This is a genomic window from Microvirga sp. CF3062 (assembly GCF_036314045.1).
Lineage (GTDB): Bacteria > Pseudomonadota > Alphaproteobacteria > Rhizobiales > Beijerinckiaceae > Microvirga.
Map to the genome: position 1 here is coordinate 55744 of NZ_JAYGGN010000004.1, position 16681 is coordinate 72424.

At 61.9% G+C, this 16681-nt stretch carries 16 protein-coding genes; 2 read left to right on the forward strand and 14 right to left on the reverse strand.

Going from position 1 to position 16681, the window contains the following annotated elements:
- Positions 1 to 10: 10 nt before the first annotated feature.
- The 5 genes from VB618_RS08555 to aldA form a co-directional block, all read right to left on the reverse strand.
- Positions 11 to 985, reverse strand: coding sequence for an ABC transporter permease (locus VB618_RS08555; protein WP_329796202.1), 975 nt, complete (start codon positions 983 to 985; stop codon positions 11 to 13).
- Positions 986 to 993: 8 nt separating this feature from the next.
- The gene (locus VB618_RS08560; RefSeq protein ID WP_329796203.1) at positions 994 to 1995 is read right to left on the reverse strand and encodes an ABC transporter permease; all 1002 of its coding nucleotides are present in this window, start codon (positions 1993 to 1995) and stop codon (positions 994 to 996) included.
- Complete coding sequence (locus VB618_RS08565; RefSeq protein ID WP_329796204.1) at positions 1988 to 3514, reverse strand: sugar ABC transporter ATP-binding protein; 1527 nt, start codon at positions 3512 to 3514, stop codon at positions 1988 to 1990. Before VB618_RS08565 ends, VB618_RS08560 begins: the two co-directional genes overlap by 8 nt.
- Positions 3515 to 3585: 71 nt before the next feature.
- Positions 3586 to 4566 carry an ABC transporter substrate-binding protein gene (locus tag VB618_RS08570; protein WP_329796205.1) on the reverse strand — a complete coding sequence of 327 codons (981 nt, stop codon included), beginning with the start codon at positions 4564 to 4566 and terminating at the stop codon, positions 3586 to 3588.
- Positions 4567 to 4641: 75 nt separating this feature from the next.
- Positions 4642 to 6114: an aldehyde dehydrogenase gene (gene aldA, locus VB618_RS08575; RefSeq protein WP_329796207.1), complete on the reverse strand. Its 1473-nt coding sequence runs from the start codon at positions 6112 to 6114 to the stop codon at positions 4642 to 4644.
- 375 nt (positions 6115 to 6489) lie between these two features.
- Here aldA and VB618_RS08580 point away from each other — a divergent pair, with 375 nt between their 5' ends.
- Positions 6490 to 7227, forward strand: a complete 738-nt coding sequence (locus VB618_RS08580; protein WP_329796208.1) for an FCD domain-containing protein — start codon at positions 6490 to 6492, stop codon at positions 7225 to 7227.
- Between the two features lie 105 nt (positions 7228 to 7332).
- Positions 7333 to 8481 (forward strand): glycerophosphodiester phosphodiesterase, encoded by a 1149-nt coding sequence (locus tag VB618_RS08585; RefSeq protein WP_329796209.1) that lies wholly within the window; start codon positions 7333 to 7335, stop codon positions 8479 to 8481.
- 28 nt (positions 8482 to 8509) lie between these two features.
- Here VB618_RS08585 and VB618_RS08590 read toward each other — a convergent pair whose 3' ends face one another.
- The 9 genes from VB618_RS08590 to VB618_RS08630 all read right to left on the reverse strand — a co-directional run bounded on the left by VB618_RS08590 (position 8510) and on the right by VB618_RS08630 (position 16476).
- Positions 8510 to 9004, reverse strand: a complete 495-nt coding sequence (locus tag VB618_RS08590; protein WP_329796210.1) for a YbaK/EbsC family protein — start codon at positions 9002 to 9004, stop codon at positions 8510 to 8512.
- 125 nt (positions 9005 to 9129) lie between these two features.
- Positions 9130 to 9984, reverse strand: coding sequence for an oxidoreductase (locus VB618_RS08595; protein WP_329796211.1), 855 nt, complete (start codon positions 9982 to 9984; stop codon positions 9130 to 9132).
- 95 nt (positions 9985 to 10079) lie between these two features.
- Complete coding sequence (locus VB618_RS08600) at positions 10080 to 11054, reverse strand: isoaspartyl peptidase/L-asparaginase family protein (RefSeq protein ID WP_329796213.1); 975 nt, start codon at positions 11052 to 11054, stop codon at positions 10080 to 10082.
- Between the two features lie 4 nt (positions 11055 to 11058).
- On the reverse strand, positions 11059 to 12114 hold the full coding sequence (locus VB618_RS08605) for a DmpA family aminopeptidase (protein WP_329796214.1): 1056 nt from the start codon (positions 12112 to 12114) through the stop codon (positions 11059 to 11061).
- Positions 12114 to 13010: a polysaccharide deacetylase family protein gene (locus VB618_RS08610; protein WP_329796215.1), complete on the reverse strand. Its 897-nt coding sequence runs from the start codon at positions 13008 to 13010 to the stop codon at positions 12114 to 12116. The genes VB618_RS08605 and VB618_RS08610 overlap by 1 nt, the downstream gene beginning before the upstream one ends.
- A 49-nt stretch (positions 13011 to 13059) precedes the next feature.
- Positions 13060 to 13815 carry an SDR family NAD(P)-dependent oxidoreductase gene (locus tag VB618_RS08615; RefSeq protein ID WP_329796216.1) on the reverse strand — a complete coding sequence of 252 codons (756 nt, stop codon included), beginning with the start codon at positions 13813 to 13815 and terminating at the stop codon, positions 13060 to 13062.
- The gene (locus VB618_RS08620) at positions 13812 to 14828 is read right to left on the reverse strand and encodes a ketopantoate reductase family protein (RefSeq protein WP_329796218.1); all 1017 of its coding nucleotides are present in this window, start codon (positions 14826 to 14828) and stop codon (positions 13812 to 13814) included. The genes VB618_RS08615 and VB618_RS08620 overlap by 4 nt, the downstream gene beginning before the upstream one ends.
- Complete coding sequence (locus VB618_RS08625) at positions 14828 to 15523, reverse strand: creatininase family protein (protein ID WP_329796219.1); 696 nt, start codon at positions 15521 to 15523, stop codon at positions 14828 to 14830. The genes VB618_RS08620 and VB618_RS08625 overlap by 1 nt, the downstream gene beginning before the upstream one ends.
- A complete protein-coding gene (locus VB618_RS08630) occupies positions 15520 to 16476 on the reverse strand; it encodes a GntR family transcriptional regulator (protein ID WP_329796220.1) in 957 nt (318 codons plus the stop codon). The genes VB618_RS08625 and VB618_RS08630 overlap by 4 nt, the downstream gene beginning before the upstream one ends.
- Between the last annotated feature and the right edge of the window lie 205 nt (positions 16477 to 16681).

Consider the following 16681-nt stretch of genomic DNA (forward strand, 5'->3'; position numbering starts at 1 on the left):
TGTGTCGCCGTCAGGCAGCCTCTTCCGTGCGCATGCTCAGCCGGGCCTGGATGGCGACGACGAGCAGCAGGAACGCGCCGCGGATGACTGATTGCCAGTAGGCCGAGAGGCTGATCCAGCCGAGGCCGTTCTCGAAATTCAGGATGTTGAAGATCAGGCCCAGCAGGAGCACGCCGGCCAGCGTCGAGCCGACGGAGCCGACCCCGCCCGTCAGCAGCGTGCCGCCGACGACCACGGCCGCAATGGCGAACAGCTCCCAGCCCACGCCCTCAATGGGCTGCCCGGCACCGAACTGCGCAGCGAGGATCACGCCTGCAAGGCCTGCAAGACCGCCGCTCGCCAGATACACAAGCGCCTTCACTCTCTGAGCCGGCAGCCCCATGAGGCGAGCCGCATCCTCGTTGCCGCCGATTGCCAGTACGGTGCGTCCGAAGGAGGTGAAATTGAGAATGAGGGAGCCGAGAAGATAGGCGATGATTGCGATCCAGGCTGGAATGGGAAAGCCGAGGAAATCGCCCTGGCCGAGCTCGACGAAGCCCGTCTCGTAGGAGACAGAGACAGACTGGTTGCCGGCCAATAGCAGCGCGCAGCCGCTTGCGGCCAGCATGGTGGCAAGGGTGGCGATGAAGGGCAGTATATTGAGCCGCGTGATGATGAAGGCGTTGCAGGCTCCGACCGCCAGTCCGGCTGCCAGTCCTCCGAGCAGTCCGGGCATGACGCCATAGGAAGAGAGCAGGGCGGCAACGACGCTGCCGAGGGCTGCCGTCGATCCCACCGAGAGATCGATCCCACCGGTGATGATGACGAAGCACATCCCGAGTGCCACCAGGGCGAACATGCTGTTGTAGCGCAGCACCGAGAGCACGTTGAAGGCGCCGAGGAAATTCTCGTAGCGCAGCCATCCGAAAAGGATCAAGGCGACGAGGGCGAGGAGCACGCCGTAGCGTCCGATGCCTTGAAACAGCTTGAGTGGGATTGCGTTCATCGGCGACCTCAGCGATGGCTCTGCCGCTGCAGCCAAACAGCCAGCACGATGATCGCGGCCTTCGCCACGAGGGCGGCCGCATCGGGGACGCCGTTCGCTAGCAGCGTGTAGCGGACGAGCTGGATGATCAGCGCGCCGACCAGAGTGCCGATGACCGTGGCCCGGCCGCCGGTGAGGAGCGTGCCGCCCACGGCGACGGCCGCGATGGCGTCGAGCTCCATGCCGAGGCCGACGAGGTTGGCATCGGCGGCGGAGTTGCGAGCAATGACGATCAGGCCCGCGATGCCGGAGAGAAGGCCGCTGATCAGGTAGACCCGCTGCTTCACGGATGCCACGGGAATGCCAGAGAGCCGCGCCGCCTTCTCATTGCCGCCGATGGCGAGGATCTGACGGCCGAACACAGTTCGCCTCAGCATCCAGGCTGCCGCCGCCACGATGATGATCATCAGGATAGCCTGGAACGGGATGCCGAAGACGCGCCCGAGGCCGATGAACTGAAAGCTCGGCAGGTTGAACACCTGCAGATTGCCATTGGTGAAGACCTGGGCGATGCCGCGCCCGGCGATGAAGAGCACGAGGGTGGCGATGATCGGCTGGATGCGCAGGCGGGTCACAAGCCAGCCATTAAACCAGCCGAGTGCACCCGCGACTAGGACAGGAACCACAAAGGCCAGCGCAATTCCGATTGCTGGGTGGGGCAGGGGAAAGAGCTTGCCGAGAAAGATGAGAGGTGCAATCGCGCCTGCAATCGCCATGAGCGCACCAACGGAGAGATCGATGCCGCCCGTGGCGATGACGAGGGTCATCCCGACGCCGACGATCACGATGGCGCACACCTGGGTGAGGTTGACGTTGAGCGTCTGCCACGTGGCGAAGTTCGGCGTGATGGCGAGATTGACCAGGATCAGGAGCGCCAGCGCGATCCAGGCGCCATAGCGGGTCAGGATCGTTCTGACATCGAGACGAGGCGCTCGATGCGCCGGAGGCAGGGTGGTGGCCGTATCAGCCATGGGCGGTCTCCCGGGCGCTCTCATGCCCATGAGCCATGGCGGCCATGACACTCTGCTCGTTTACTGCGTCACCCTTCAACTCGGCTGCGGTGCGGCCGTCGCGGAGGACGAAGATGCGGCTGGCCGCCTCCACGACCTCCTCCAGTTCCGAGGAGATCATCAGAACGCCGAGGCCCTGTCCGGCCAGTTCCCGGATCAGACTGAGGATCTCGGCCTTGGCGCCGACATCGATGCCGCGGGTCGGCTCGTCCAGGATCAGGAGCTTGGGGTTCATGCAGAGCCAGCGGGCGAGCAGCACCTTCTGCTGGTTGCCACCGGAGAGTTCGCGGATGCGCTGCTCCGGCCCGGTGCAGCGGATGCTGAGACGCTTGATGAAGCGGTCGACGATCTCCCGGCTACGGGCTTCGTCCACGATGCCACGCCGAGCCAGCTGCGGCATGAGGGCGAGCGTCAGGTTCTCGCGCACGGACATGTCGGGAATGATGCCTTCGAGCTTGCGATCTTCAGAGCAGAAGCCCATGCCGGCCCGGATCGCATCCGAAGGCGTCGCGATGGCATTGTCATATCCAGCAAAGCCGACAGAGCCGGCATCCGGCTTGTCGGCTCCGAAAACAGCCCGCACCGACTCCGTCCGACCGGCTCCAAGCAGCCCGGCAAGACCGACGATTTCGCCGGGCCTGACATCGAAGTTGACATCGCTGACCTTGCGGCCGACGGCGAGATTTCGGACCTTGAGCACAGGCTCACGCACCCCATCGGCATCGGCCGTGTCGTGGCCCTCGTGCAGAACCTGCGACAGCTCGCGCCCGAGCATGGAGGTGACGAGATCGAGCCGGGAGAGCTGGTCCATCGATGCGACCTGCACGGTGCGGCCATCGCGCATGATGGTGACCCGGTCGCACACGGCATAGAGTTCGTCGAGCTTGTGACTCACGAAGATGACCGAGACGCCGGCCTCCTTGAGCTGACGGATCACGCCGAACAAGACCTCGACCTCGCGCTCGTCAAGGGAGGAGGTGGGTTCGTCCATGATGACCAGCTTGGCCTCAAAACCGATTGCGCGGGCGATGGCGACCATCTGCTGCACGGCAGTGGGATTAACCATGAGCGGGCGGCGCACGTCGATGTCGACCTTGAACCGGGCGAGCAGCGCCCGGGCTTCTGCATGCATGGCCGTCCAGTCGAGGAGACCGAAGCGGCGCTTCTCCCGTCCGAGGCAGATGTTTTCCGTAACGGACCGATAAGGAACGAGATTGATCTCCTGGTAGATCGTGCTGATGCCGGCCCGCTGGGCTTCCTGCGGTGAGGAGAACTCCACCGGCCTGCCGTCGAACAGAACCTCGCCGGCATCCTTCCTGTAGTAACCGGTCAGGATCTTGATCATCGTGGATTTGCCGGCGCCGTTCTGGCCGATCAGTGCATGAATTTCGCCCTTCTCCACCACGAGCTCGGCCGAGCGCAGAGCCGGTATGCCGGCGAAGCGCTTGTCGATGCCATGCATGGAAAGAAGCGGCGCCATGGAAGCTCCGTTCATCGGTTCAACCAGATGAGAAAGGCGCTGCCCGGTATCATGGGCAGCGCCTTTGGGGTTCAGTAGGCGTCCGCGATGAGCTGGGTCGCGTTCGACTTGTCGAAGAAGCGGTCGGTGTTCACCACCCACGGCTCGATCTGCTCGCCCTTGGCGTAGCGAGCCAAGGTTTCGAAGGCCTTCGGTCCGAACTTAGGATTGCACTCCACGGTAGCGAGCATCTTGCCGTCGATAATGGCCTGGAGCGCGTCGCGGGTGCCATCGATCGAGACGACGATCACATCCTTGCCGGGCTTCTTGCCGGCAGCCTCGAGGGCCGCGATGGCGCCGATGGCCATCTCGTCATTGTGCGCGTAGATGGCCGTTGCATCCGGATGAGCCTGCAGCAGCGTCTCGGCCACCTGACGACCCTTGTCGCGGGCGAAGTCGCCGGACTGGGAGGCCACGACTTTCATGCCGGAATGCGCCTTGATGTAGTCCTCAAACCCCTTGCGGCGGTCGTTGGCCGGCGAGGAGCCCGTGGTGCCCTCGAGCTGGATGATCTTGGCGTTGCCGTTCATCGCTTTGGTTAGGGCCTCGGCCGCGCGCTTGCCTTCGTCCACGAAGTCCGAGCCGATGAAGGTCACGTAGTCACGGCCTGCCTTGGCAAGGCTCTGGTCCACATTGCGATCAAGCAGGACGACCGGAATGCCAGCGCGCTTGGCGGCCATGACCGCCGGGATTAGGGGCTTCTCCTCGCGGGGCGCCAGGAAGATCAGATCGACGCCCTGAGCGATCATCGAGTTGACGTCGGCCACCTGCTTGGCGGCGGAACCGGCCGCATCGGTATAGACGAGCTGATGGCCAAGCTTGGCGGCTTCGGCCTTCATGCTCTCCGTCTGCGCGATGCGCCACGGATTGTTCGACTCGGTCTGCGCGAAGCCGACCTTGTACTTGTCCTTCTGCTTCAGCTTGGGCAGATCCTGCGCGGACACGCCGCTAAGGCCCAAACTAACGGCTGCGACACCCGTTGCGAGTGCAAGGAAAGTCCTTCTCAGCATCATCTTCCTCCATGTTGTTTTTATGCCCCTTTTTGGGGTTCTTAGAGTATTGCCGCAGCCCTTTATGGCTGCGGGGCTTCACCAACGGACGTAAGTCGTCTGCTTGCGCAGGTATCCGTCGAAACCGTATTTGCCGTCTTCGCCACCGAGGCCCGAGTGCTTCCAGCCGTTGTGAAAGCCTTGCACGAGCTCTCCGCAGGGGCGGTTCACATAGAGTTCGCCGAAGGAGAGCTCCCGCGTGAGGCGCATCACCCGGCGCAGATCGTTCGTGTAGACATAGGCCGAAAGCCCATAGCTGCTGTCGTTGGCGAAGCTCAGCGCCTGCTCGAAGCTGTCGACGGTCATGACCGGCGCAACCGGACCGAAGATCTCCCGCTGCATAACGGACGCTTTGTTGCTGTCCACGCGCAGAACCGTTGGCTCGAACCAATGTCCGCGGGAGAATTCGCCTTCCGTCAGACGACGCCCACCTGCGAGGACCTCGGCACCGGCCGCGATGGCGTCGTTCACGATCTCCTCGACCTTGTCGACCTCGGGCCGGTTCACCTTCGGGCCCATGTCGGGGCTGGTCATGGGATCGGCGAGGCGCATCTGCTTCACGCGGGTCACGAACTTGTCGAGGAATGGCTCCGCGATGGCTTTGTGCAGATACATGCGTTCGTTGCAGGTGCAGATTTGACCGCAATTGGTGAAGCGCGAGACGATGGCTGCTTCCACGGCCGCTTCGATATCGGCATCATCTAGAACGATAAAAGGTGCTTTGCCGCCGAGTTCGAGGCGCACGACCTTCAGTTCATGGGCGCCTGCCGCGTAGATCTCGCGCCCGGCTCGAACGCTGCCCGTCATGGTGATCATGGCGCTGATGGGCGAGCGCACCAGCGCATCGCCCACCGTGCGCCCGTCACCCGTCACCACGTTCAGCACGCCTTTCGGAATGCCGACTTCGTGCGCCAGGCGTGCGATCTCCAGAGCTGACAGGGGCGTGGATTCGTGCCCCTTCACCACCATGGTGTTGCCGGCAACAAGCGCAGGGCCGATCTTGCGGGCTGCCAAGGCGGCCGGGTAGTTCCATGCGGTCAGGCCGACAACCACACCGAAGGGCACTCGCCGGATCCAGACTTCCTCGTTCTGAAAATCGGAGGGAAGGATGTCGCCCTCGATGCGGCGTGCGCTCTCGGCCGCAAAGGTGAGGAAGGTGATAACCGCATCGATCTCGCCTTCAGCCTGGTTCAGAGGCTTGCCTTGTTCCAGGACAACGACGCGGGCGAGGTGAGCCTTCTCCCGCTTCACCGCGGCAGCGAGATCGTTCACATAACCGGCGCGGACGATTGGCGGTAGTGCAGCCCAGGCCGGCTGCGCCCGCCGCGCTGCCTCCAGAGCGGCCATTGCGTCCTCGACCGTTCCGGCCGGCACGGAGGCAAAGACGGCTTCATTGGCGGGGTTCTCGACCTCGGACCGTCCTTCTGACCGGCCGTCGGTCCAAGCCCCGTCGATGTACATCTGGTAATGGGTCACCGCCTCGGTGCGGCCAATTTGGACCGAGTTGGTCATGGCCGGCCCTCGCCAAATCCCCTTGCGGGGAGTTGCGGGTTAGAGTTCGACAGCGGAGTGCCTTGCGATGGCGTCACCAGTCTCTCTCCCTGGTTGCTCAATCGGAGCAGTGTCAAACCAAACGTCAATTTCTGATCTATTTGGTTCGACCGAAGTTAGGATGATCGGACAGTCAGGAGCTGTCAAGGCCGATCAACTTGGCCTTTAAGCTCCGATTGAGCAGAGTTGCCAGCCGATTTCGGCGGTTCTAGGGCGCTGCAATTCCGAGGCGATAGATTATGGTCGGACCATATGCTACTTGTTTGAAGGCAGCGGATCAGCTTTGGCCTGTGCTGGATCTTACGCCAGGAACTGCGTGACACGAACGAGGTGACCATGGACCAGAGCGAAAAGCTGCATGGCCACGGGATGATGGGGGTAGGTGCACGCCGGTCGGATGCTGTGGCTGCCGAACTAGCAACTATGATTCAGACAGGCGGACTTCAGGAAGGTGAGCGCCTTCCTGCCGAGCGTGATCTGATGCAGCGCTACGGGGTGAGCCGGGCCGCTGTTCGTGAGGCAATCGTATCGCTGGCCAATCGCGGCCTCATTGAAACCCGCCTGGGGCACCGCCCGATCGTGCGAAAGCCCGACTACGAGATCGCCGTCGATAGAGTCGGCAATCTTGTTGGTCATCTCGTGGTCGACCGCAAGGGTGTCTGGAACCTGTTCGAGACCCGGATCTTCATGGAGACCGCGCTCGCCCGCTGGGCCGCCAAGCATGCACGGCGCGATGACCTCGAAGAGCTCCGTGCTGCGCTCGACACCAACCGCGAAGCGATTGGAAACTCCTCCCTGTTCGACGAGACCGATGCCGCCTTTCATGCGGTTATGTATCGGATGCCGGGCAATCCGATCTATCCGGCGATTCACAAGGCCTATGTGGAGTGGTTGACCCAGCACTGGCGCTCCATGAAGCGGGGTGCCGGAATCGATCAGATGAACTACGCCGGGCATGAAGCGATCTTCGAGGCCATTCTCGCGCGCGACCCCGACAACGCCGAGGAGGCCATGCGTCGCCATCTGGTCGCGGCGTGGGAGTTCGTCAGGTCGACCTTTCCATCCGATAACTGAACTGCCGCTTCTTGCACCGAGAAGTGGACGCGATAATTGCAATGGTGCGAAGGTCATCAAGGCGTCACAGAAGCGTCGCTAGAGACCTTTCCAGGAGGAGAGACCATGAACTATCTCGCACTGCTCGGATCCGTTACCGCCATTCTGCCCGCGATGATCGGATCATCCCTGGCTCAGGAGAAGACGCTGACCGGAGCGCCGACCATCGTCGTCGCCCATCGCGGCGCCAGCGGCTATCTGCCAGAGCACACGCTCGAAGCCTACAAGATGGCCATCGATATGGGGGCGGACTACATCGAGCCCGATCTCGTCGTCACGAAGGACGGCGTGCTGATCGCCCGGCACGAGCCGATGCTAAGCGGCACGACCGATGTGGCGAACCGGCCTGAATTCGCCTCCCGTAAGGCCACCCGCAAGGTCGACGGCGTCGATACGAGTGATTGGTTCGCCAGCGACTTCACCCTTGCCGAGATCAAGCAGCTTCGCGCCAAGCAGGCTATGTCCGACCGCGATCAATCGAAGAACGGTCAGTTCCAGGTCCCGACTCTTCAGGAAGTGATTGATCTCGCCAAGAAGGAGGGCGCGGCAAGAGGGAAGGTCGTTGGCATCGCCCCGGAAACCAAGCACTCGACCTTCCATGCGGCCCTGGGACTGCCGATTGAGGATCGTCTGGTGAACGTCTTGAAGGAGGCCGGCTGGTCCGATGCTTCTGCGCCTGTCGTCATCCAGAGCTTTGAGGTGGCGAACCTGAAATACCTGAACACCCGGATCGATGTGAAGCTGGCGCAGCTGCTCGATGCGGAAGACGTGGACAAGGATGGCAACATCGTCCTCACTGCGCCCTATGCCCAGCCTTATGACTTCGTGGTGGTCGGCGACAAGCGCACCTACAAGGACCTGCTGACGAAGGAAGGTCTGGCCGAGGTCAAGTCCTATGCTGACATCCTCGCGCCGTGGAAGCCCTACATCCTGCCTACCAAGCAGGTGGACCAGAACAACGATGGCAAGGCGGACGACCTCAACGGCGATGGAAAAGCCGACGAGCAGGACCGTGTTCTCGCCCAGCCGTCTAACGTCGTGAAGGACGCCCATGCCGCGGGCCTGCAGGTCTTCACCTGGACCTTCCGCAACGAGCCCAAGCGCCTAGCCTCGACCTTCAAGGGCGATCCGGCGGCTGAGTACAATGCGTTCTATGCTCTTGGGGTTGACGGTCTCTTCAGCGACTTCCCCGATACCGCCGTGAAGGCGCGCTGATCGTTAGGATATCACCGGAAACCCGGCATTACTCTGATGCCGGGTTTTCTGCTGGTGCAGGGCCTTGCTGGCACACATCGACCCAACCGGCATTCACAAGGTCGGCCATGCGCTTCGGGTTGATGCGCACGGCTGCGTGGATGGAGCCCGCAGCCGGGACAACTTCGTCGAACGCCTTGAGCGAAATGTCGCAATAGACGGGCAGGGGCGTTGCCAACCCAAAAGGGCAGACTCCACCTACGGGATGTCCGGTCAGGGACTGGACCTGCTCCGCATCGAGCATCGATGCCTTGCCGCCGAAGGCCGCCTTCACTTTCTTGTTGTCCAGCCGCGCGATGCCGCTTGTGACGACAAGGAAGCTTTTCTCTCCAACGCGGAGGGACAAGGTCTTGGCGATTTTCTCCGGCCCGACGCCATGGGCTTCCGCCGCCTGAGCAACTGTTGCCGTGCTCGTGCCCATCTCGATGACCTCGAGATCAGGTGCATTCTGGGCAAGGAAAGCGCGAACGGATTCAAGGCTCATGGCCGGTGGATTCCTTTCGGATGACTTGGAGCGTGAGGAGCACGTCCGAATGAAAATGGCCCTCACATGGAATGTGAAGCTCATCCGATGATAGCTGCCAGCCCGTGGGATGTCTAAGGACCCGTCTAGTGTTCACCTTCAGGATAATCTGCGCCGCGGCTCGTCTCGGCCCAAGCGTCGATCTCGGCCAGAGTTTCCTTCAGCTTGTTCCGAACGCCTTCGAGGGCAATCGAGCCCAGCACCAGATGCTTGGGCGGGTTGTCCGCTTCGACGGCCTTGATGATGGCCTCCACAGCCCGTACGGGATCTCCGGGCTGCTTGCCGCTGTAATTGGTTGTCGCCTCAAGGCGAACACCCACCGTGCCTTGATAATCGGCAATCATCGGGCGCCGCTGCTGCAGTGATCGACCGGCCCAATCGGTGCGGAACGGTCCTGGCTCGACGCAGGTCACCTTGATGCCGAGCGGAGCGACTTCCCTGGAAAGCGAGTCCGAGAGCCCCTCGACCGCATGCTTGGTCGCCGCGTAGTAGCCGGAACCTTCGAAGCCGATGAAGCCAGCTTGGGAGGAGATATTGACGATATGCCCACGACGGCGGGCACGCATGCCGGTAAGCACGGCACGGGTCATGGCCGCAAGACCGAACACGTTGGTCTCGAACTGGGCGCGGATCTCGGCATCATCGCCCTCCTCGATGGAAGACTGGTAGCCATAGCCGGCGTTGTTCACCAGTACGTCAATGGCCCCGAAGCGGTCCTCCGCCTCCTTGACCGCTGCGGCGATCTGGTCAGGCTTGTTGACGTCCAGGGACAGGGCGAGGGCTCTGTCCTCATATCCGTGTGTCAGGTCCTGCACCCTGCCAGTGTCGCGGGCCGTCACCACCGCCCGCCAACCCTTGCGCAGCACCAATTGAGCTAGCTCCCGCCCGAACCCGGTTGAGCAACCCGTGATGAACCAGACAGGGTTGTCGCTCAGTGGCATGCTGATTCTCCTTTGCGCGGATAGGTGCTGGGGGGCATATAGGGTCAGAACTACAGCCGTGAACGGGTTTCTTCCGTTTTCAGTTCACAGACAAGCTAAGCCTTTTGGCTCTCGATGAGAGGCTCATCATAGATCGCGGTCAGGAGCCTGCCGTCTCCTCGCACAACGCCGCGATACATGCCGGAGCAGTTAAAGGGTAGGGACACGTTGCCCTCCTGATCCACCGCGATGATGCCGCCCGTGCCACCTGCGGGAGCCAGCATATCGATCACGACCGCGCGAGACGCCTGATCCAGGGACTGGCCTGCATAACGCATGCGTGAGGCGATCTCGTGCGCTGCCGCATAGCGGATGAAGATCTCGCCATGGCCGGTCGCCGAGATGGCGCAGGTCTCATTGTCAGCCCATGTTCCGGCACCAATAACAGGGCTGTCACCCACCCGTCCAGGCGCTTTGGCCGTCATGCCACCTGTGGATGTGGCTGCTGCAAGATTGCCGTGCTTGTCGCGAGCGACTGCACCGACCGTGCCATGCTTACGCGACTCGTCCTGGTCCTCAGCGCCGCTCTTGCGCATGGCAAGGGTCTCCTGCAAGGCCTGCCAGCGCTGCTCGGTAAAAAAGTAGGAAGGTTCCTCGAAGGCCAAGCCTTGTCGGCGGCAAAACTCCAGCGCACTTTCGCCAATCAGCAGCACGTGGCCGGAATGCTCCATCACGGCGCGTGCGGCGAGAACCGGATTACGCGGGCCGCTGATACCGGCAACGGCGCCTGCAGACCGGTCTCGCCCGTCCATGACAGCTGCATCCATCTCCTGCTTGCCGGCGGAGGTGTAGACCGCACCGCGGCCGGCATTGAAGAGAGGCTCGTCCTCAAGAGCCATCACGGCGGCGGACACGGCATCGAGCGCGCTGCCGCCATCCGCTAGAACAGCCCGTCCCGCATCAAGGGAGCGGCGTAGGCCTGCATGATAGGCAGCCTCCCGCTCCGGCGTCATCTTGCTGCGCAGGATCGTTCCCGCGCCACCATGAACGGCAAGGGCAAAGTCGTTCTCGGATATTGTGTTGCTGGTCATGAGTTTAGGAATCCGATGAGGGCGGTGAAAGAACATTGGCCAAAGCTGGACGATAGTGACCGTCGCAGCCGGTCATAGAGCCGGCCGCGACAAGTGCATCGAGAACGGCCTCTTGCGTGGTGTCGGCCATGGCCTCAAAGAGCAGGTCAATGCGATTCTCGTTGAGAATACGGATATCGACCAGAGCTCCCTTTTCGTCGTGGGAGAGGACATTAGCCGTCGTGAAGCCGAGTGCGATGTCGCCGCTGCCATGCCCCCAGAAAGATCCAAGCCGTGCAAGGCCGACACCGGAGCGGCGGATGATGCGCTTGAGTTGCCGGTCGCTCAGGGGAATGTCTGTTGCCGCGACAATGATGATTGAGCCTTTCTCAGAGTTCTCCGGCTCCGCCCTTGCCTCGGGCGGGGCGATCACCCTGCCGTCGGGCAGGCGCAGGTCTCCGGAGCGCCCGAAGTTCGACAGGACGAGCACACCCAAATGGTAGGTGCGTCCGTCGAGGTCGAGGCGCCGGGATGACGTGCCGATGCCACCCTTGAAGCCGAAGGTGCTCATGCCGCAGCCAGCGCCCACCGAACCGACTTCGAAATGGGAGGACGCATCTACCAGAGCCGCACGCGCATCCTCTTCGGTGACAGCGAGAGCCTGGATGTCATTTAGATAACCATCATTGCACTCGAATACGACCGGATTCACCGTGGCGGTCTTGCGACCGATATCCGGGTTATGTTCAATCGCATGGCGCACCAGGGCCGTACAGCAAGTGCCGACGGAAAGGGTGTTGGTAAGGAGAATAGGGGTCTCGATGCTGCCCAGTTCTTCCACCTGAACCAGACCGGCGCTCTTGCCGAAGCCGTTGAGCACATGAACGCCCGCTACGGGCTTCTCACGATAGAGGTTGCCGCCATGGGGAACGATGGCTGTCACCCCGGTACGGATCCCGCCATGCGCCAAAGTGCAATGGCCAACGCGAACACCTGGGATGTCAGCGATGCTGTTCAGCTCACCTGCAGGCAGGCTGCCGCAGGCGAGGCCGAAATCTCTAGCCCGTGCGGGAGACTTCATCAGGTGCACTGCTCCTTCACGAATGCCGCAATCTCCGCATGGGTTGCCACCCACACGTCCGAGCGCTGCGTGATCTCCTCCAAAAGCTTTTCCAGGATCCAAATGCGGGAGCGGTAACCGGTCACATGAGGGTGCATGGTGAGAAGGAAAAGGCCACCTTCCTCATAAGCTCGCTCGAACTCCCGGAAAAAGATGTCGTAGACGGCAGTCGGCGGTGTGTGCGGGCGCAAGCCGTTGAAGCGATGCATGTTGAAATAGACTGCATCATCGCGGATCCACTCCACCGGCAACTCCACGATACCGGTAGGCTCGCCCTGTTCCACGAGTTCATAAGGATCGTCATCTGCCATGAGAGACGAGTCGTAGAGCAAGCCGAGCTCACGCTCGATGCGCAGCGTGCTGGGGCTGAAGTCCCAGGAGGGAGTGCGCAGGCCAACCGGACGCACGCCTGTGATCTTCTCCAGGGTATCGGCTGCCCGGAACATCAGGTCGCGTTCAATTTCGTACGGAAGCTCACTGTTGAGCTCGTGGATCCAGCCATGAATGCCGATCTCATGACCTTCCGCCACGACCCGGCGCTGCTCCTCTTCATAGAGAAGGGCGGCGACGGCAGGCACGAAGAAGGTTGCCTTGGCATCATACTTGGCAAGAGCATTCAGGATGCGCGGCACGCCCTGGCGGTTGCCGTATTGGCCCTGGGACATGCGGCCGATGGACTTGCCGCCATCGCGCAATTCGTTCGTTTCGTGATCCGAGTCGAAGGAGAGCGCAACGGCGCAGCGGGCACCGTTCTTCCATTTGGCAGGCTTCAGTGAGCGCCCTGCGCGCACATGGTCCACCTTGTTGCGCCAGATCTGCTCATCCCAAGTCCAGGGTTGGCTGCTCATATCGTCCATGGTGCTCTCAATTCCTTGTCTGAAGGGATCTGAGGGTCGGCAATGGTTCTCAGGAACGTCCACCATCTACGGAGATAATCTGCCCCGAGATCCAAGCCGCCGCATCGGAAGCCAGGAACATCACAGCATCGGCTATATCCTGCGGATAGCCCAATCGGCGTGTATGGATGCTCTCAACGAGGCGAGCCTGACCGTCTGGCCCATAGCTCTCCCACTGACGCTGCGTTGCCGGATTCGACAGCACGAATCCTGGTGCAACGCTGTTAACAGTGATGCCGAACGGGCCGAGTTCGAAGCTGAGCTGCTTCGTCAGGCCAACAAGTGCATGCTTCGAGGCGGTATAAGCCTGAATACCCGTGAGGCTCGGGCGAAGACCTGCTCCGGACGATATGTTGACGATCCGACCGAACTTCCCACGCTTCATATGCGGGGCCACTGCCTGCGAGCACCAGAAGGCGCCGTGCACATTGGCCTCGAACAGAGCGAGCCAATCCTGCTCGCTCACCTCTTCGATGGGCTTCGCCACCTGCCCCCGAACACCACCGGCACAGTTGACGAGAATGTCGACGCCGCCGATGGCTTCCGCCATATCGTCGAAGACGCTGGTAACGGCGGCACGGTCCGCAAGATCGAGGGTGCGGGCGGCCTTGGCTCCAGCCTCGGTGGCAATGCGGAGCCCGGCTTCGTCCATATCCAGGGCCCACACATGGGCACCTTCAGCCACAAGAGACTGGACAATACTGCGCCCGATGCCTTGCGCCGCTCCGGTGACGGCGACGCGGCGGTTCGTGAAGTCGAGGTTCATGGTTGTAGCAACTCATCGAGAGTGGACCAGGATTGCTCACGGCGCCCGTCCTCGATGTCGTGGATCAGATCGACGAGCTTGCTGATTGCAGGTGTGGGAATACCAGCCTCGCGGCCAAGGATCGCAATAATAGCGATCTGGGCATCGACCTCGGTCTTGCGCTTGCGCACGGCCAGATCTCGCCAGATGCCGGAGTGGGTCTTGGCCGTATGCCGGTTGAACTCCGCCATGTCGGCGACGGACCGCCTTGCGGCAGCCTCGTCCGCTCCCGGCATGAAGGCATCCGGGTCGAAGCCGTTGAAGCCCAGAGGCTTAACGCCGCGGGCTTTCGCGACCGCCATCACCTCCTGGCCCAAGCGATGATAGACCGGGAAGTGACGTTCCGATGCCAGGTTCTCCGACATCGAGGCATTCGTCAATGCGGTCGCGAAGAGCAGGGAACCATAACCGAGCTTGCCCCAGAGATAACCCCAAATATTGTCGGTGAGCACAGCCTTCGGCTCGAAGATCGAGAGCAAGCGGTGATAGTCGCGCACCGCGTCCGTCGCTTGTCCATCAAGGCCGCCTACTGCTACGGCAGCTCGATTCCCGAAGAGGATGCGACCGGGCTCCAGCCAGTCGGCTCCGAAGTTCACAAAGCAGCCGATTGTCCGCTCAGGGCCGACTTCGTCCGCGATGATGATCTCGTTCAGCCCGTTCTGCGCCGACAGGACAGTTCCGTCCTCGGCGAGATGGGGTTGCAGGGCGCGTACCGCCTCGCGGGTATGGTGGGCTTTCACCGCCAGGATGATGCGCTTGAACTGGCCCACCACCTCGCTCGGCAAGGCGGCCTTAACGGGCTGCTGGAAGGTTTCCACGGGGCCTTCGATGAAGAGGCCGTCGCGCTTCATGGCCTCCACATGCGGCTCGACGATATCGACGAGCAGCACATCCTGGCCAGCATGGGCGAGATAGGCACCGAGGGTGCCGCCGATCGCGCCGGCACCCCAGATCAGGATTGTGTTTTCGTTCATCACCAGTTCTCGATCAGAGCACGAGTTTCATCGATGGCCACAGACCAGATGGCGTTCATGTCTTCGTCGGAACGCTGGAAGTAGCCGCCGAAATTTCCATCCTGCAGGATCTCCCGGACACCTTCCGGGCCGAAGGTCCGCATGCGGTCCAGGTCGACCATAGGCTTCTGATGCGATGGCTGTTCGATGCCGGGCAGGCGTGTCCAGGGGAAGTTCTCCATCCAGGACGCGTGGGAGGCGACAGGATCGATCTCCTTCACCTTTTCAAAGGTGCGCGGAGCATTCCACCAATTGTGGAACTTCACCCGGCATTCGGGATTCTCGCCCATCCATTCGATAGCCGCCGTATGGCCCGGCGTGTTCCCGCCATGACCGTTGACGAAGAGGATGCGGCGAAAGCCCGTGCGCTTCAGCGAATCCAGAATGTCCGTGATGATCCGCAAATAGGTTTCGGCCTTCAGCGAGACCGTGCCGGGATAGGCCATGAAGTAAGGTGTGATGCCGTAGGCTTGAACCGGGAAGACGGGAATCCCCGCCGGTGCGGCGGCTTCAACGGCGACACGCTCGGCCAGGATACTGTCGACGGACAGGCTCAAATAGGCGTGCTGCTCGGTGCAACCAAGCGGAACAACGGCGCGATCATCCGACTTCAGGTATTCTTCGACCTGAAGCCAGTTCATCTCACTGATTTTCATGAAGGGTCTTCCTCTTGCGGATTGGTAGACGAGCGCAGCCGCTCGATGACAGGCAGCAGCGTGGCCCGGATCGCATGAGGATCGGGCACGTAGCGGAATTCCATGGCCTGACGATCCGGGGGGAGCAGCTGTCTGACTGTGGCTTCAGCGCCGCTGGCATAGATGGCCACATCGACCTGTGCGAGAAACGCCGCGAGATCGGGAGCCGTGATCAGGCGCACATCGACAGCCGACACGTGGGGGGCAAAGCGCAGCACGCCAGGTTTCATCAGGGCGGTAAACTCGGGAAAGATCGAGATGATGCCGATGCGGGCCATCGGGTCGATCATGGCGAGCTGCGCTCGCGTCTCCTCGGACGGGATGAAGCTCAAGCCGACAACTGGAATGCCGCTCGGCACGAGGTGCTCGACCTCGCCGCGACGATGGGCCAGGGTCACGCAGATATCGCAGGGCAGGGGAAAGGCCTCGCCGGCGTGCAGGGCATCCACCGTCGTCACTACGATGGTATCGCCTGAACCGATATGCTCCTGGATCCGGTTGGCGTATTGCTGGGTCGTCTCGACGAAGTTGCCGACCATGACGAGACGCACGGGCCTGGACATCGTCCGCCCTCGCGCGGCGCGCGCGTTGACCAACGACGAAACGACCGATGGTGCGAGGCCCAGTTGCTCTGCTTCATTGAAGAGCATTTCAATGCGGCGCTGGATCTTTCGGATGGCATTGGAGCGCAGACCGTCGCTGTTGTGCCCATCCCCCACATAGGTGCCTGCCCCCGGCTTCGCCTCGATGAGACCGGCCTCGCGCAGCTCCCGGTACACGGTTGCGACCGTCATGTGGGCAATGCCGGCCCGGTCTGCCAACTCCCGGACCGAGGGAAGACGCTGCCCGGTCGGCAATTCGCCAAGGGCAATGCCGAACTCGATCAGCCCTCGCAGCTGAACGCCCAGTGGCACCGGCAGCGAGCGATCCAAGGCAGCAGCGAGATTGGCCAGGATGCGCTCTTCTGGCGTCTGTTCTGTGTCAACATAACAGCTGCTTCCATAAGCGTCAGTGGCTGATTGAGGTTTAGGCACTGCCTTGTTGACTTTTCTAAACAGAGTGACCTACCGTTCTAATCGATAAGAACACCTTGGACGAAAAGCCAGGGCCTTAGCAAGA

What these genes read in the sequence shown, in the direction of transcription:
- VB618_RS08560 (WP_329796203.1), bottom strand. Translation starts at nt 1,995, where the DNA reads ATGGCTGATACGGCCACCACCCTGCCTCCGGCGCATCGAGCGCCTCGT.
- VB618_RS08625 (WP_329796219.1), bottom strand. Translation starts at nt 15,523, where the DNA reads ATGAAAATCAGTGAGATGAACTGGCTTCAGGTCGAAGAATACCTGAAG.
- VB618_RS08590 (WP_329796210.1), bottom strand. Translation starts at nt 9,004, where the DNA reads ATGAGCCTTGAATCCGTTCGCGCTTTCCTTGCCCAGAATGCACCTGAT.
- VB618_RS08600 (WP_329796213.1), bottom strand. Translation starts at nt 11,054, where the DNA reads ATGACCAGCAACACAATATCCGAGAACGACTTTGCCCTTGCCGTTCAT.
- VB618_RS08565 (WP_329796204.1), bottom strand. Translation starts at nt 3,514, where the DNA reads ATGGCGCCGCTTCTTTCCATGCATGGCATCGACAAGCGCTTCGCCGGC.
- VB618_RS08580 (WP_329796208.1), top strand. Translation starts at nt 6,490, where the DNA reads ATGGACCAGAGCGAAAAGCTGCATGGCCACGGGATGATGGGGGTAGGT.
- VB618_RS08555 (WP_329796202.1), bottom strand. Translation starts at nt 985, where the DNA reads ATGAACGCAATCCCACTCAAGCTGTTTCAAGGCATCGGACGCTACGGC.
- VB618_RS08610 (WP_329796215.1), bottom strand. Translation starts at nt 13,010, where the DNA reads ATGGACGATATGAGCAGCCAACCCTGGACTTGGGATGAGCAGATCTGG.
- VB618_RS08605 (WP_329796214.1), bottom strand. Translation starts at nt 12,114, where the DNA reads ATGAAGTCTCCCGCACGGGCTAGAGATTTCGGCCTCGCCTGCGGCAGC.
- VB618_RS08620 (WP_329796218.1), bottom strand. Translation starts at nt 14,828, where the DNA reads ATGAACGAAAACACAATCCTGATCTGGGGTGCCGGCGCGATCGGCGGC.
- VB618_RS08615 (WP_329796216.1), bottom strand. Translation starts at nt 13,815, where the DNA reads ATGAACCTCGACTTCACGAACCGCCGCGTCGCCGTCACCGGAGCGGCG.
- VB618_RS08570 (WP_329796205.1), bottom strand. Translation starts at nt 4,566, where the DNA reads ATGATGCTGAGAAGGACTTTCCTTGCACTCGCAACGGGTGTCGCAGCC.
- aldA (WP_329796207.1), bottom strand. Translation starts at nt 6,114, where the DNA reads ATGACCAACTCGGTCCAAATTGGCCGCACCGAGGCGGTGACCCATTAC.
- VB618_RS08585 (WP_329796209.1), top strand. Translation starts at nt 7,333, where the DNA reads ATGAACTATCTCGCACTGCTCGGATCCGTTACCGCCATTCTGCCCGCG.
- VB618_RS08595 (WP_329796211.1), bottom strand. Translation starts at nt 9,984, where the DNA reads ATGCCACTGAGCGACAACCCTGTCTGGTTCATCACGGGTTGCTCAACC.